Origin of the sequence: Flagellimonas oceanensis (genome assembly GCF_003992595.1) — a bacterium.
Classification (GTDB): Bacteria; Bacteroidota; Bacteroidia; order Flavobacteriales; family Flavobacteriaceae; genus Flagellimonas; species Flagellimonas oceanensis.
Map to the genome: position 1 here is coordinate 16248 of NZ_RZNA01000044.1, position 16765 is coordinate 33012.

Here is a 16765-nt window from a genome sequence, read left to right on the forward strand (position 1 = left end):
AAGATTAAGATGAAGAAGTTTCTATTGTTGATGGTTGTTGTGGTTGTGTACCACTGCAATGCTATGGCCCAGCAGGCACCACAGTTCACACAGTACTTGTACAACCCCGTTAGTATCAACCCTGCATTTGCAGGTAGTACAAAGAGCTTTTCGGCCATTTTGATGCACCGTTCCCAATGGAGTGGTTTTGAGGGGGCACCATCAACAAAGGTGTTTTCAGCACATACCCCTTTACGCAATGAAAAGGTAGGGCTGGGGCTTTCGCTTGTTAGTGATGGTTTGGGTGAGGAAAAATTTGATTACCTCTATGGTGATTTTTCCTATACGCTGCAGGTAGGTAGTGTTACTCGCCTAGCTTTTGGGATAAAGGCCGGTTTTACCCATTATTCCTTGAGTCCGGCACTATTGAACAGCCCGGATGTACAAACGGATCCTTATTTCAGTTCGTATTCCGATAGTTGGTCTCCAAATGTGGGAGTAGGAAGCTTTCTGTATGGAAAACGTTGGTATATGGCAGTATCAGTGCCTCAAATGTTCAGTGTTGATTATATAGGTAATGCTGATGCATCCTATAGAGTCACGGATACACCTAATTTATATTTTACGGCTGGATACGACTTTCCCCTTGCCAATTCTATTGTATTGAAGCCAACTTCCATGTTCATTCTTACGGATGGTGCACCGATTTCCATTGATGTCGGGGCCAATATCAGATTTTATGAGCGATTTATGTTAGGGGCCAATTATCGTTTCAATAGTTATGATGCCATTGGTGGTTTGGGAAGCTTTATGATAGGCAAAAGGTTGATGTTGGGATATGCTTACGAAGTCCCAGTATCGGGAATCCGCCCATATACCGGTGGCACACATGAATTTTTTTTGAGGTATGATTTTATTTCAAATATAAAATAAGACCACTTGACATCCTGAATGAATACGTCTAAACCATCAAGATGAGCAGGGTAAGATATTTGACTGTCCACTCATGAAAGTTTATGTATTAGTGGTATTTTTATAGCTGTGTATAAATGCCCCATATCCATACTGATTTTAATTTTTTGTTTGACCTCTGGAATATGTCGTTCCCAATCTTTTGATGACAACGGCAAGATTACGGACACATTGGATTCAATCTTGGCATATGAAGGGAAAGTGAACTATTTGCTTGAACTTATAGAACAAAAAAACATGGACAATGATGAGGTGGCCAATCTTGTTCTTCAGTATAGGGATTCCTCATTGGCCCAAAAGCGATGGGAGGAAGCTTTGACGTTTACAAATGCCTTGGGAACGTATTACATTTATAAATCCATTAATCATTCCAAGGCATATTCGATATTGGAGGATTATCAGCCTTATGTGCACCATAATTCTGATGAAAAGCAAATACCATTGTTTTATATTACTTGTGCAGAGGCGGCGACCTTTATGCAGTATTATAAAAAATCCTTGGACATATTGGATAAGGGAATCACATTTATGGAAAAGCGAAAGGATTCCTCTTTATATGAATTTGGTTATGCTTATTTGAAAGCAGGCGAAAATAGTGACAAGGTCAACGAAATCTCCAAGAGTGTTGCCTATTTTGAAAAATCCAAAAAGATATTCATCCATCAAAACGATACATTGATGTATCTGTGGGCGCAGAACGGTTTGGCACAACTCTATGGTAAAAATGGATTGTATGATAGAGCTGAAAAAGCCCGCCAAGAGGTGTTTGAAAAGGGAACAGCCATAAAGGAGTATCAGGTGGTTACCATGGCACGTTTGGCAGCCTGTAATGAAGCAAATCGTAAAAATGATTTGACCGAAGAACTTCATCAAATACGAATGGCGCTAAAAGAGCGGAAGCATGAATCCGCTGTTCAGGGCATTGTTGATATTTTGACTCTTTCCTATGCAGTTTCCGTTTATGCCAGGAACGGGATAAAGGACAGTTCGAACTTGTACAAACGAGAATTGGTTTCCAAGATAGGCCCCCATGTCAACAATCCTTTTTTAGGAACGTATTATCATTTGGCCATGAGTTGGAATGCATTGGCCAACAATCAATTTGATTTGGCAGAAAGATACGCCCATAATGCTCTTAATGGAGTAAAAGGAACCTTGGAAGCACAAAATATTATGCGGTCAGAGCTTTTATTGGCGACTATTTATGAGAAAATGAACGATTTACCGCAATCCCTTTTGCATTTTAAAAATTATGCCAAGATGAAAGACTCCGTGAACAACGTGACTTCTCGGCGAAGATTTGCCTTCATTCAGGCACAGCTGGAAACGGAAAAGAAGGATATGGAGATTGCAAAACAAAAACAGGATATTAAAATACTGGACGCCCAAAACAAAGAGAAGACTTATTGGTTGGTCTTTGGTGGCGTGATACTTGTTGGAGGGTCAGGTTTTTTATGGTTGTACCGTATTCGCAGGTTTGCCCAGAAAGAGCAGGAACTGACCGAAAAATATTCACAAGATTTGTTGTGGCAACAAGAAAGGGAAAGGGAATATATCGCAAGGGAATTACACGATGGCGTAGGGCAACAACTAACAGTAATGTCAAAAAAAGCCAGGGATACCAGTCAAACAGAACTGTTGAAACTCTCCCAGGATACATTGGAGGAGGTCAGAATGGTGGCTAAAGGTCTTCTTCCCCCAGCATTGGCCAACTTGGGAATCACTGGTGCTGTCCAACAGCTAATTTATACCTTTGATGAGAAGTACAATGTTATTTTTACCTTGGAAATGGATAAGATAGACCATTGCTTTGACAAGGAACAAAATGTCAACCTTTATAGGTTTGTACAAGAGGCCATGACCAATTTGGTAAAACATTCTCAGGCCACTGAAGTGTTGATTGAGATTGTAAAAAGGACAGATTGTGTCAAATTACGGATTGCGGACAACGGAATAGGTTTTGACATTGAAGAAGGGAATAAGGGTCAAGGCCTAGGGCTCAAAACCATGGAAAAGAGAATCCAGATGATGGGAGGGGAGGTTCAAATCCGGACCGCGAAGAAAAGAGGAACTTCCATTAACGCTAATATCCCCATTACAAATGCATAATACACATACCATATTGGTGGCCGATGATCATCCCTTGTTGTTGAAAGGATTGGTCGATGAGCTCGAATCCAAAGGATACAACGTAATTGCTCGGTCAACCAATGGCTTGGAGGCGTTGGAACGACTATTGAGCTTGCGGCCCGATATAGCTATTTTGGATATTCAAATGCCCATGCTTTCCGGAATTGAGGTCATAACAAAGGCAAGGGGCGCAGACTGTTCTACCCGTTTTATCTTGCTTACTTCCCACAAAGAGGAAGGGCTTGTTTATAGGGCACAACAATTGGGGATCAGTGGTTATTTGCTTAAAGAAGAACCTTTTTCTGAAATAGAAAGGTGTATCTTAAGGGTAAGTGCAGGGGAGACTTACTTCAGCAAAACCTTTGAACATATGGTGGAAACAGCCATTAATCCACAGCTGCAAAAACTAAAGCTACTTTCTTCTTCAGAGCGTACCATTCTTAGGATGGTGGCACAGTCAAAAACCTCCAAGGGAATTGCTGAGGAACTGTTGATCTCTTTGCGAACTGTTCAGAAGCATAGAAGCAATATCATCCAAAAACTGGAATTGGGTGATGGAGATCAATGGGCTTCATGGATTTCAAAGTATAAGGATTTGATATTGTCCCTTTGATAACGATTTTATAAAACACTGATAAGTACCCCTGCGTAAAAATTGTGGTGGGGTACGTATTTTTATTGAAGATGAGGTATGTTAACTTGTTGTTTGGAAAAACAATGATTTTACCCTATGCCCAACCCCCGCTTCCTGTTCCCATTGATTACGTTTTGTTTGCTCATCTTAAGTTCATTGGTAACCAACGAATTTAAGGCTAGTCCCTGTCAATTTGTTAAAACGCCGAACAATGCAAAGGATTCACTTTTATCCAAGAAAAAGGGAGCCTTTGAATATACCCTGACAGATGATGAAGGGAAACAGACTATCCTGGATTTCATTGAATTCTTTCATGCTAAAGATTTGGTGGGCATTAAATGTTCAAGAACAGATTCAGACATCGATAAACGCTTCACGGCGTACTCTGATATAAATTATTTAAAAACTTTTAACCCTATTTCAACTTATGGTCGTCTTAGTAATGTTATGAGTGGAGTCCAACATAATATTATGCTGAAATTATCAAGTACTGTAATTGTTTACGTACATAATGTTGAGTCGTTTAGTTAGTTTGAAATAGGGCAGTCTTTGATTGCCCTATTTTTTTGTTGCAACCGGTTCTGTTACAAAATGTAGTGGCATATTAACCTTGTATTGGATTTATCATGGATAAAGGATTGTTTAACTCTTTCCAATTTTATGTAAATCCGACAAAAACAAGGGTCAGCTTGAACAATTTTAACGCACGGTCGATAAACCTCTTAAAACTGAAAGCCAATAAAACATACCGCCTAACCCCGAAGGAATACAAAGTTCTTTTTGATACACATCATGTTGCACTTTGTTTGTTTTGCAATCGCTATTTGAACGATCTTGATATGGCAAAGGATGTCGTGCAGGAAATCTTCATTAAGGTTTGGAACCAAAAAACGGTTTTCAAAAGTCAGAATACAGTTAAATCCTATTTGTACACGGCGGTAAAGAATAGATCGTTGGACGTGTTGAAAAGCAAACGATATAAATCGAAATGTGATTTATCGATAGAGGCGATACAAAGTATGGAAACCGCTTCTTTTTTCTCAAGTGAGCTTCTTTTGCAAGAAACCGCACGCTTGGTTGACGATGCAGTAAACACCTTGCCTTTGAGATGCAAAAAAATCATAAAATTAAGTTTGTTGGGCTATAAAAATGGGGAAATAGCCAATGAATTAAAGATAACCTTGAATACTGTGAAAGCACAGAAAAAAATAGCCTATCGCAGGCTTCGTTTCCAACTTCGGGAGCACATAGCTATTGTGGCCCATATCTTTTTGTCATAAAAAAAGAAAAACATTTAACCCCATATACCTGTAATATCGTCTTTAAAATAAAGACAGTAATAATCAAAATATGTTAAGAGATTTCGGCAAACTTATCGAACTGGCTAAAAAACTTGCCAGAACAATCCTACTTCGAGAAAGGATTGATGAGGTTGATACCTCAGAGGAGCTGAATCAAGATGAGCGGGAATACATCATGCAAAAATTGGCAGAACCCAGCCATTGGCTTGAGAGAAGTCGTTTGAAAAAGGAGGTGGATGAAACGCACGCAAGGGAATGGGAAAGGTTAAGAGCAAATACAGTTGCGGATTCAAAGCTTAGACATCTAAAAATAATGGTCAAAGTTGCCGCTGTTTTTATCGGTGTTGCTGTCTGTACCTACTTTTTTTCAATCGGAGATTTTACGAAGGAGGGGACTGGGTCATTGCCCGAACAAGAATCGATTACCCTGGAACTTGAAAACGGTGCTGTTGAAAAGCTGTCAAAATCCGATAATAGACAGTTTAAGAACAGTAAAGGAAACATCGTGGGGGTGCAAAAATTCGATCAACTTGATTATACCCAGGGTAAAGAACAGTCTAATGGTTTAGATGGTGATAAGAAGTCAATGGAGTATCATAAGTTGACCGTTCCTTATGGTAAAACATTTCAACTTGTCTTGTCCGATGGGACCCGGGTGCATTTAAATGCAGGGACTTCCTTGAAATATCCTGTGCGGTTCATCAAGGATAAAAGCAGGGAGGTTTTTATGGAGGGAGAGGCTTTTTTTGATGTCCAAAAGAATAAGGGACAACCGTTTGTGGTGAACTCGGGTAATCTAGGTGTCCAAGTGCTGGGGACCCAATTCGTGGTCTCTTCCTACCCTGAGGACGCATTTATAAATACCGTTTTACTGGAAGGCTCCGTTGGGCTGTATAAAAGCCAAAGTTCACAGAAAAAAAACAAGGAAGGTTATACCCTGTTGGAGCCCGGATTTATGGGGGCTTGGAACAAAGTGAAAGAAAATATTTCCGTCAAAGAAGTGGATACGGATATCTATACCGCATGGACTAAGGGAAGGATGGTGTTCAGTCACATGAAATTTAAAGACATCATCAAGAAATTGGCAAGATGCTACAATGTGTCAATCACAAATAACAACGTAGAGCTTGGAGAAGAAACTTTCACGGCGGCCTTTGATGTCAAAATAGAATCAATGGTGGATATACTGGAGTCGTTCAAGAGAAATTACGGCTTTGACTATGATATTGAAAACAATCAAATCAATATTTACTAATCAAAAAAAACGATCTGCCAATGAAATGAACTTTTGAATATAAATAACCATCACTCTAGAAGAAAAAAATCGGAAAATGCGGACACATTCCCCGATTGGATAAAAGAGTGATTTAAACCAAATGTTAAATCATCTTAATACAGAACAAAGATATGAAAATCCTTTCGATGTTAAGGGGCATGCCCCCCTTATACTTGAAGTTAGACCTTAAAATGAAACTGACAGTCTATCTTTTTATCATTACCCTTTTTCAGGTTCAGGCAAGTTCTTATGCCCAGAACACCAAAATCACTTTGCATTTAGAGAATGTCAGTGTTGAAAAAGTGTTGAGAGAAATAGAGTCCAATACGCAATTCAAATTTTTGTACAACGATAACGAAATTGAATATGCCAAGAAGGTCTCCATCAATGTAAAAAACAAACGCATTTTCAAAATTTTGGAAGAACTCTTCTCGAAAACCCCCATAACCTATGAGGTTTTCAAGAAACAGATTATACTTAAACGTTCCTTGCCTAGGGCGGATGAACAAAGACCGAAAAAAAATACGGTAACCAATAATTACCAACAAATGGTTTCGGGATCTGTCAAGGACATTGACGGAAACCCATTGCCAGGGGTCAATGTTTTGGTGGATGGAACCACCAATGGAACACAGACCGATTTTGATGGCAATTATTCCATAGAAGCGGAAGAAGGTAACGTACTTGTGTTTTCCTATATGGGAATGATAACACAGCGTATTGAAGTGACCACCGATGTAGTTGAAGTGACCATGGAAGAAAATACCAGTAGACTGGATGAGGTTGTCGTTGTCGGATATGGCGTACAGAAGAAGGAAAACTTGACGGGAGCTGTTGGTGAGACTTCAAGTGTTGTCCTAGAAAACAGGGCTGTCCAAAATGCAGGTCAAGCCTTACAGGGTACCGTTGCCAACCTTAGTGTAACAACAAATCCTGGTTCACCGGGAAGAATCGGTCAAGGTTCCACTTTTCAGATTAGGGGACTTGGCGATATCAATGGGGGTGCCGCACCGCTGGTCCTCATAGATGGTGTGCAAGGTGATTTGAACCTTCTCAATCCTGTTGATATCGAGAGCATTTCGGTATTGAAGGATGCGGCTTCCGCTGCGATTTATGGCGCGCGAGCAACCTTTGGGGTTATTTTGGTTACGACCAAAAAAGGATCTAGAAAACAAACCACCGTAAGCATCAATAGTTCGGTTTCGAACAACGCACAGACTGTTTTTCCAAAAACTGTGAATTCTTTACTTCATGCGGAAACGATGAATGCAGCTGCGGCCAATTCGGGGATGAACCCGATTTTTGGTCCAGATCAGATGGATAGAATCCGGCAATACCTTTCCGATCCAGGAAGTATTCCAACCACGGTCCCTGAACCGGGCGACCCTTCACGATGGAGTTATGGACTGGGTAATGCCAATGTAGATTATTTTGATGCGTATTACAGTGATTCCATGGTAAGCCAAAAACACGATTTTGCAGTAAGTGGTGGTTCGGACAACACGGATTATCGTATTTCCTTGGGCTATCTGGATCAAGATGGGATTTTTGAGATGGGGCAAGATAACTATAAACGGTACAATCTTTTGGCCAATATCAATACGGATTTGAACGAGAAACTCAAATTTAAGTTCCAAACCTTATATAACCGGGGCTTTACCAATGAACCTTATGATTATTCGGCCCAAACAGGGGATTTGTTCCATATCGCATACACAAGGCCGCCACATTGGCCGTTGTACGATCCCAATGGATATCCTTTGTGGACTTCCGAAATCCAATATTTTGAAGGTTCAAGGCGTAAAACAAGAGAGGACGAATTGAAATTGATGGGAACCTTGGAATTTGAACCCATAAAAGATTGGAAAACCACGGCGAGGTACTCGTATTCCAAATTGATGACGGAAGCCAATGCCCATCAAGCTATTTTACAAGCTCATGACACGGATGGGAACCCATACGATATTCAATCGGTCAATTCCGTTAGTAAGACGAATGCATCAAGGGATTATGAAAGTTTGGAGTTGTTTTCTTCCTACGATAAAACCATCGGTGGACATTATTTCAATATTTTGCTGGGAGGGCAGCGAGAAGATTATACCCGTAATGCAATATCGGGTTATGTTCCCAATTTGGTTACGGATGCCATACCTTCCTTAAATACGGGTACCGGCATTCGACAAACATCCGATTCCATTGATGAGTGGGTCAATATTGGTTTTTTTGGACGTGTGAATTACAACTATAAAGGAAAATATTTGTTCGAGGCAAATGCAAGATACGATGGAACGTCAAAATTTCCAGTTGGAAACCAATGGGGATTTTTCCCATCGGTATCCGCAGGTTGGAACATTGCCAAGGAGAACTTTTTCAAGGTTGAGGAAATCAACTCTCTTAAGCTAAGGGCGTCCTATGGGGAGTTAGGGAATCAACAGATTTCAAATTACCTTTTTTATGCCCAAGTCCCCATTCGTACCAATCTGGGATATATTATTGATGGGGAGCGACCCAATTATATGACCGCACCGGGATTGGTCAGCAATAATTTGACCTGGGCAACCGCAAACACATTGGATTTTGGTTTGGATGTAGCCATGCTGAAGAATCGTTTGAGTCTGAGTTTTGATTGGTTTGAAAGAAAGACTTTGGATATGGTCGGTCCAGCAGAAGCTTTGCCCTCTGTTTTAGGAGTGGGTGTCCCGGTAACCAATAATGCCGATATGGTAACCAAGGGATTTGAGTTGACCTTGGGCTGGAACGATGTGATCAATGAGGAGTTCAATTACTCGCTCCAATTCAATCTATCGGATAACTTTTCCAAAGTTACCAGATACAATAGCCCGACCAACAATATTTGGGGCTATTACCCAGGTAAGGAAATCGGCGAAATATGGGGATATACCACAGCCGGTATTATCCAAACTGATGAGCAATTGAATAATATGGCCGACCAGACGACGTACATCTATGGCGGAAATTGGAATCTTGGAGATATTGAATACACTGATCTAAACGGAGACGGTGTTATTTCCCAAGGGGAAAACACTGTTGAAGATCCAGGGGATTTAAGAAGGATAGGGAATACCACTCCCCGTTATGCCTTTGGATTTACAACCAGATTCGAATGGAAAGGATTCGATTTCAATATGTTCTGGCAAGGTATAGCCAAAAGAGAGGTTTGGCTCGGTGACATACCGTTTTTTGGACTTACCGGTTCTTGGACGCAACAGGTGTTCGAAACCACAATGGATTATTGGTCACCCGAAAATACGGACGCCTATTTTTCAAGACCCTATGCAACGGGCGAAATCAGTAAAAACCAACAACGACAAACCAGATTTTTACAAGATGCTTCCTATGCACGGTTAAAAAACCTTCAATTGGGCTACTCCCTCCCGAATTCAGTTTTGGATCCTTTGGGCTTTAATAGGCTACGGGTATATGTGAGCGGAGAAAACTTACTTACTTTTTCGCCCATTGATGAGAACTTTGACCCAGAAAGACTTCATGGAAACTATGGTCCGGGTAAATCCTACCCGTTGTTTAGAACAATTACCATGGGTGTAAATATTGAATTTTAAAATTGGACAAGATCATGAAAAAACATACACTAGTCATAATGATGGCCGTACTATTTATTGCGATGCTATCATGCGAAGATGAATTGACCACTATTCCGAAGGATACTATTACCGATCAGGGTATTACATTCTCTGCCAATGAGATGGAAATGTACGCCAACCAGTTTTATACTTCCTTACCGGGAACCATGGCTGCATGGGCTTGGGAGTCCGATGCTGCCTCAGATAATGATGTGCCTGCATCTTTTACCTCTTATCCATTGGCGTTTGGAACACAGACGATTCCAGCTTCAGGAGGAGGTTGGGGATGGGGTAACATCCGTAATGTCAATTTTTTCTTGGATAATATCACTGTATCTGAAGCCCCGCAATCAGATCAAGATAAATATACAGGGGAAATCCTGTTCTTTAAGGCTTTCTTTTATTTTGATTTAATGAAAAGGTTTGGAGATTTACCTTGGTTATCAACTACATTGGATGTGGATTCCCCGGAACTTTTTGATGGGCGTTTGTCAAGGTCCATCGTTGCGGATTCCATACTCTCCGTATTGGATCGCTCCATTGAAAAGCTTCCCATAAAATCACAAACCCAAGAAGGACGTATCCATAAGGATGTAGCACTGCTTTTTAAGGCCAGGGTGGCCCTTTTTGAAGGAACTTGGGAAAAGTATCACGCAGGAACCCCCTTTGAGGGAGATGGTAGGGACGTTAACAGGTTTTTCACTCAAGCCAGAGATGCTGCGGAAGAAGTTATGGAAGATGGGTATACCTTGTACAATGATTTTTCACACCCTGAAATTCCCGAAGGTTTCAGTTATTGGAGGTTGTTTTCGACGCCCAGTAATGAAATATCAAGTATATCAGAAGTGTTGTTGGCAAGAGAGTATAGTGCTGATTTGGATTTGATCTATTGGGGTCAGCAGATCAGAACATCTGGTGGGCCAAATGGACACGGTATCTCTAAATCCTTGGTGGATTCCTATCTCTGTAGTGATGGACTGCCCATTGGTGTAAGTCCACAATATATGGGAGACGAAACATTGGAGGATGTTACCACGAATAGGGATCCTCGTATGAAAATGACCATATCCACACCAGGAATGCCAATCAAGATATCCGATGGAGTAGTGGATACATACGAACTGCCTTTTTTAACATTGAATCCATGGCCCAATACTACGGGGTATCAAATATATAAGTGGCTTAGTCCATTTATAGCTACAGAAGATGCTTCGGGAAATAATACCTCCAATGCAGTTCCTTTGTTCAGATACGCAGAGGCATTATTGATTGCTGCCGAAGCACACGAAGAATTGGGTACCTGTACGCAGGCTGTGTTGGATAGGACCATCAATTTGCTAAGGGATAGGGCGGGAGTTCCCCATCTCAATGCGAGTGTTGGGTTTTCCGACCCCAATTGGAATTTCCCTGATTTGTCTCCCCTTATGAACGAGATCAGAAGGGAGAGAAGAGTGGAATTGGCCTTTGAAGGGTTTAGGAGAGATGATTTGTACCGCTGGGCAGCCACGGATTTGATTCGAGCCCCCCGACTTGGGTCCAAATTGGAACAATGGAGAGACCGACCTTTTGAGCCCGCATACGATGTTGATGAAGTATCCCCACGGATAGAAAATGTTGATGGCTACATTTCTCCTTTATTACAAACCTTCGGTGAAGGGGAAGTAGGCTTTGATCCTTCAAAAAATTACTTGGCACCATTGCCTGTAGATCAGCTTACCTTGAACCCAAACCTGGAGCAAAACCCAGGGTACTAGCCATTACGCTTATTAAAAAGCGGTCTAGTTGTGGCCTTCCAGAAAATCGGAAGGCCACAAACTAAATCATGGATTGTTTTATGGCTATTCCCGTCTTTTAGGGACTCCCAACAACCACACTGTGTTCTGTAAATCTTCTATAACCACAACCACCTTACGTAATGAAATCAGTTCTGAAAACACTTATGTTCTTAGGGCCTCTGGCCATTGTTTATATCCTATTTGTCCATAATGCGGCACCGCAAAAGATACATGTGTACTGCAATGAAAGCAACGACCTTTACGGAGTCATGCAAAAATTGGAACATTTGGAAGTGGTTCGCTATAATAACCTAGAGCAATTGATGCGTGGCGTTGGTCATGGAGAACCATCACTTATTTTAGCAGACAATTATCCAAACGAACGTCTGAAGGTTCCCGGTAATTTTTTCAAACTATTGGAAGAGAAGAAAAGCCGATTTTATATCGAGTTTACAGATAAACTTCCAGGGGTGGCAACCCAACCTATAAATGAAGTACCAAAGTATGAACGTGCTGTGGTCAATTCCTCTTTTTTTGGAGGCCAGCCAGATAGCCTTGATATATTGTCCGTTAATGGTCTGACCTATATTCCGACCCAAGCTTCCAATGCCCATATCGTTGCGGCTAGGGTTGCTGGTCTGGATAGCGCTATTTATGGAACTCCCAAAGCAAATAAACCACTATTGTTCCAATTGGACGATTATGATGGATTGGTATCGACAACAGGGCTGAGCAATTTCATTAAAGGAAGATACGCCCCACAAGTTGAATGGCAGGCTCTATGGAAGGGTATCCTTCAGTTTTTATTGGTCGATGCAACAGTAATTGAAAAATTGGAGTGGAAGCCCAAAATACAGACCACATATGCCCGAAACGAGAAATTACCCCTCGATTATCAAAAAAAAAGTGTTGAGAAGGGGGTTGAATGGTTTCAAAATGCCAAAATGCTCGTACCCACAGATTATAACGACATTCTTGGGAATGCCCCTATTAAGGAAATAAAGACCAAATTCATCAACTGGAACGATACAATTCCTGAGGGAGATGGCAGCAATGGAGTATTCGAATGTATTTTTTCCAGAATTGATGAAAAGGGAAATCAACCCATCGGGGTTGTCCTCAGGGGCGATTGTACGGGGGAGGTTGCCGGGGCATTTGCCACATCGGGAAAGGTGCTTGGTAAGGAAGATAACTACGAAATAGCCAATAACCTTTTGGAATTTTATCTGAAAAAATCATCTGCGCTGAAAGGGGAGTACGATAATCCGAACCATGGAGCCTATGGACTTGTGCCTTGGGGTATTTCCAGCTATGCCTGGTATAAGGCCAATTATGGGGACGACAATGCCCGTTTGTTTCTGGGAGCCGTCATCACTGCTGCGATTACCGGAAATACCGAACAGGGTGAAACATTAATGCGCATGTTGCTCGCATTACACCGGACCACAGGTGTGAATGGTTTCAGAGGGGACAGGATTGATTTGCCCCAATTACAGGAAAACGGCTGGCAATACTATCATAATGGCAAAGTGGTCAATCTATCTCCGCATATGGAAGCCTATCTCTGGGCCTGCTTTCTTTGGGCCTATGACAAAACAGGAGACCCCATTTTTTTGGAAAGAACCAAAAAGGCGATAAAGACCACTATGGAAGGCTATCCCCATGAATGGAAATGGATGAACGGACTGGCACAGGAAAAGGCCAGAATCCTGTTGCCACTTGCGTGGTTGGTACGTGTTGAGAATACGGAAGAAAACAGAAATATGCTCTATACGGCCTTGGACGGATTACTGGAGCTTCAGGATGAGAGCGGAGCCATAAGAGAGGAGTTGGGAAGCATTGAAAAAGGAGTTTTCCCACCTTCTAAAAGTAATGATGACTATGGTCTGCATGAAGCATCTTTAATTGCAAAGAACGGGGACGCCGTCAGCGATTTGCTCTATACCACCAATTTTGCACTGGTAGGTCTGCACGAGGCTTGGTACACACTCAAGGACCCACGTATCAAGAAATCAGTAGATCGACTATCCGAGTTTCTCTGTAGAATACAGGTCAGATCTCCAGAACATCCAGAGCTTCATGGAGGATGGATGAGGGCCTTCGATTTTGAAAGGTTTGAACATTGGGGGTCCAATGCGGATGCCGGCTGGGGTGCATGGGCCATAGAAAGTGGATGGACACAAGGTTGGATTACGACCATACTGTCCCTACGTGAGTTGGATACATCCATTTGGGACTTGACCAAGAATTCTGAAATCAACAACCATTATGATGCATTGAAGAAAGAAATGCTGCCAATCGAACATCAATAAAATAAAGCAACCAAACAAAAGAAAAATGAGCTTGGAAATCAAAAACGACATATTAGAAAGCTTGCATCAATTGAAAGAGGTGTATCGTTCAGCACTCTTTGATGATCTTGTTCCTTGGTGGGAAACCCATTCCGTTGATAAAAAGAATGGAGGGTATCATACCCGCCTGGCTCAGGATGGCACACCCTATTCTGAAGATAAGGATATGTGGATGACGGGCAGACAAGTATGGATGTTCAGTCATTTATACAATAGGTTTGAAAAAAGGGAGCAATGGAAGGACATCGCTGAACATGGATTGGACTTTATGCTGGCGAATGCATTTGGAGAGAATGGAAAAATGCACTTTAGGTTAAACAGCGTCGGAAAGCCCATTTCCTCGGTACTGAGTTTGTACACTGAAGTTTTCGGGGCTATAGCATTGGCTGAATATGCAGCCCTAAGCAAGGATGAAGACTTAAAAGACCGTGCATTCAAGATGTATGATTTCTTAGCGTCGAGATTGGGAAAGCCATCGGATACACCCATGTTGGGCTATCCGCTCAACAGGGAATTCCATTTACATTCCCATGATATGTGCCGGATTACCGTGGCAAAGGTGTTCAAGGATATTTGGCCCTTGAAACGTTTTGATGATGACATTACCTTATCCATCGAATCCATATTGAATAGGCATTGGAAATCAGATGAAGGTTATTTATTGGAAAATGTGGGAATGGACGGTTCCAAAATGTTGGACATTCCCGAAGGTCGTCTTTTCCATCCGGGACATGCCATTGAGAGCGCATGGATGATGATTGAGATTGGTATCGAGCGTAAGGAGGAAAATTGGATCAATGAAGCAATTGAAATTATTTTAGCATCATTGGAACATGGGTGGGACAAAGAATTTGGAGGTATTCGTTACCTGACCAATATAGATTGGACCCCAACCCATGAACTGGAAGCCGACCTGAAACTATGGTGGCCCCATGGGGAGGCATTGTATGCTTTGTTACTGGCGTGGCTTCATACTGGAAGGGAAGATATCAAAGTATGGTACTATAAGGTACATGAATATACTTTTACCCGTTTTCCAGACAAGGAACATGGTGAATGGTATGGTTATTTAAATCGGGAAGGAAGTCCAGTTTGGTCAACAAAAGCCAATGGATGGAAAGGATTTTTCCATATACCTAGGATACTGTTCAGGTGCCATCAATTATTGGAACTTACCATCAAATCAGCTGAAGAAAATGACTGATTTAAACAGTAAGGCAAAAGTAGTGTCAACAAGAAGTCCTTTTTTAGTGGCAAAGGTCTGTATGGTGGCTTCACTGGGAGGCGTATTGTTTGGCTTCGATACTGCTGTGATTTCAGGAACTGTCGGTATGGTCGAGGCTCAGTTCGAGTTGGATAAAATTGAAGTAGGTTGGTTTGGAAGCTCCGCGTTAATCGGAGCGATTATCGGTTCCTTGGTTTCAGGTTCCCTTGGGGATAAATATGGACGCAGGTCCATACTTATTGTTTCCGCGGTACTTTTCTTTTTTTCCGCATTGGGCTCTACTTTGCCATCTTCATTCGATTTGTTGATAGTTGCAAGGCTTATTGGCGGCTTGGGAATTGGAATTGCCTCGGTCTTGGCCCCTCTCTATATTTCCGAGTTTTCCCCTGCCAAAATAAGGGGACGTCTTGTGGCCTTGTACCAAATGTCGATCGTAATCGGAATATTGTTGGCCTACTTCTCAAACTGGGGAGTATTAAACCATGCTCATGCCAATCCAAATGGTTTTGGTGGTTCAGGAACCATGTACAAGATTATGGTTTCAGAAGTCTGGAGGGCCATGTTCGGAACTGAAATGGTACCTGCTCTTTTGTTTTTTCTGTTGTTGTGGACAATTCCTGAAAGCCCCAGATGGCTGATCAAGGAAGGATATATAGAGAGGTCGACAAGAATTTTGGAGAGAGTAAATGGAAAGCTATCGGCAAATGCTGAATTGAAGAACATACTTGAGGCCTTGTCCCAGAAAGGTGGTTCATTAAAAGAGCTGGCCAAGCCCGGTTTCAAAAAAGCCTTGATCGCAGGGTTGGGACTTTCGGTATTTGGGCAGTTCACCGGAGTGAACATCATTGTGTATTACGGCCCTGACATACTTCGAGATGCTGGTCTGAATTTTGACGGGGCTTTGAAGTTTCAAGTGGCCATTGGTCTCATCAATCTTGTTTTTACAGCCTTGGCCCTATGGAAAATAGATAGCTGGGGACGCAGACCGTTACTGATATGGGGCATGTTATCCGTTTGTTTATCCTTGGTAGTGATCGGTGTGCTTTTTTCAGTACCATCCATTTCCAGTATCTGGATTGTGGTAATGCTGTGTGTCTATATGGCTAGTCTGGCATTTTCCATTAATGCCGTCATCTGGGTATTGTTGGGAGAAATCTATCCTACCCGAATAAGAGGGCGTGCCATGTCCATAGTAACTTTTGCAAATTGGGGCGCTAATTTCGGGACAGCGTTTTTGTTTCCTTGGTTTGTTTCGGTCATTGGAATGAATGCAGGATTTTTCGTTTTTGCAGGGTTTTGCTTTGTAGCAACGGTTTTCTTCCATGGAATGATACCTGAGACCAAAGGAAAAACCCTTGAGGAAATCGAACAACATTGGAGGGGACGGGAATTGAAAGAAAACAAGATGATTGATTAGGGCATAAGTCCATTCGATTCAAACCAATACCTTTTCAAAGATAGGGGTGCCAATTGCATTTGTTTAAGTAGTGAAAAATCTTTTTTATGACTAATATTGTTCA

At 41.8% G+C, this 16765-nt stretch carries 10 protein-coding genes; all 10 read left to right on the plus strand.

The genetic code is table 11. The annotated features are described in order from the left end of the window. Positions 1-9: 9 nt before the first annotated feature. The 10 genes from EO132_RS12035 (at position 10) to EO132_RS12080 (ending at position 16662) form a co-directional block, all read left to right on the plus strand. A complete protein-coding gene (locus tag EO132_RS12035) occupies positions 10-912 on the plus strand; it encodes a PorP/SprF family type IX secretion system membrane protein (protein ID WP_127138092.1) in 903 nt (300 codons plus the stop codon). A 150-nt stretch (positions 913-1062) separates the two neighbouring features. Further along, positions 1063-3060 (plus strand): sensor histidine kinase, encoded by a 1998-nt coding sequence (locus tag EO132_RS12040; protein ID WP_127138093.1) that lies wholly within the window; start codon positions 1063-1065, stop codon positions 3058-3060. After that, on the plus strand, positions 3053-3694 hold the full coding sequence (locus EO132_RS12045) for a response regulator transcription factor (protein ID WP_127138094.1): 642 nt from the start codon (positions 3053-3055) through the stop codon (positions 3692-3694). Before EO132_RS12040 ends, EO132_RS12045 begins: the two co-directional genes overlap by 8 nt. A 647-nt stretch (positions 3695-4341) precedes the next feature. Further along, complete coding sequence (locus EO132_RS12050; RefSeq protein ID WP_417935891.1) at positions 4342-4995, plus strand: RNA polymerase sigma-70 factor; 654 nt, start codon at positions 4342-4344, stop codon at positions 4993-4995. 70 nt (positions 4996-5065) lie between these two features. After that, the gene (locus EO132_RS12055) at positions 5066-6271 is read left to right on the plus strand and encodes a FecR family protein (RefSeq protein ID WP_127138096.1); all 1206 of its coding nucleotides are present in this window, start codon (positions 5066-5068) and stop codon (positions 6269-6271) included. A gap of 212 nt (positions 6272-6483) precedes the next feature. Then, entirely contained in the window at positions 6484-9873 is a 3390-nt protein-coding gene (locus EO132_RS12060) for a TonB-dependent receptor (protein WP_164732337.1), read from the plus strand. A gap of 14 nt (positions 9874-9887) precedes the next feature. Then, positions 9888-11648: a RagB/SusD family nutrient uptake outer membrane protein gene (locus EO132_RS12065; protein WP_127138098.1), complete on the plus strand. Its 1761-nt coding sequence runs from the start codon at positions 9888-9890 to the stop codon at positions 11646-11648. A gap of 161 nt (positions 11649-11809) precedes the next feature. After that, the gene (locus tag EO132_RS12070) at positions 11810-13981 is read left to right on the plus strand and encodes a hypothetical protein (RefSeq protein WP_127138099.1); all 2172 of its coding nucleotides are present in this window, start codon (positions 11810-11812) and stop codon (positions 13979-13981) included. 25 nt (positions 13982-14006) lie between these two features. Next, on the plus strand, positions 14007-15224 hold the full coding sequence (locus tag EO132_RS12075; protein WP_127138100.1) for an AGE family epimerase/isomerase: 1218 nt from the start codon (positions 14007-14009) through the stop codon (positions 15222-15224). Further along, positions 15217-16662 carry a sugar porter family MFS transporter gene (locus tag EO132_RS12080; protein ID WP_164732338.1) on the plus strand — a complete coding sequence of 482 codons (1446 nt, stop codon included), beginning with the start codon at positions 15217-15219 and terminating at the stop codon, positions 16660-16662. The genes EO132_RS12075 and EO132_RS12080 overlap by 8 nt, the downstream gene beginning before the upstream one ends. Positions 16663-16765: the final 103 nt, after the last annotated feature.

Excerpts from the sequence above, each read along its gene's own strand:
- EO132_RS12035 (WP_127138092.1), top strand. The coding sequence starts at position 10 with ATGAAGAAGTTTCTATTGTTGATGGTTGTTGTGGTTGTGTACCACTGC.
- EO132_RS12045 (WP_127138094.1), top strand. The coding sequence starts at position 3,053 with ATGCATAATACACATACCATATTGGTGGCCGATGATCATCCCTTGTTG.
- EO132_RS12050 (WP_417935891.1), top strand. The coding sequence starts at position 4,342 with ATGGATAAAGGATTGTTTAACTCTTTCCAATTTTATGTAAATCCGACA.
- EO132_RS12055 (WP_127138096.1), top strand. The coding sequence starts at position 5,066 with ATGTTAAGAGATTTCGGCAAACTTATCGAACTGGCTAAAAAACTTGCC.
- EO132_RS12060 (WP_164732337.1), top strand. The coding sequence starts at position 6,484 with ATGAAACTGACAGTCTATCTTTTTATCATTACCCTTTTTCAGGTTCAG.
- EO132_RS12065 (WP_127138098.1), top strand. The coding sequence starts at position 9,888 with ATGAAAAAACATACACTAGTCATAATGATGGCCGTACTATTTATTGCG.
- EO132_RS12070 (WP_127138099.1), top strand. The coding sequence starts at position 11,810 with ATGAAATCAGTTCTGAAAACACTTATGTTCTTAGGGCCTCTGGCCATT.
- EO132_RS12075 (WP_127138100.1), top strand. The coding sequence starts at position 14,007 with ATGAGCTTGGAAATCAAAAACGACATATTAGAAAGCTTGCATCAATTG.
- EO132_RS12080 (WP_164732338.1), top strand. The coding sequence starts at position 15,217 with ATGACTGATTTAAACAGTAAGGCAAAAGTAGTGTCAACAAGAAGTCCT.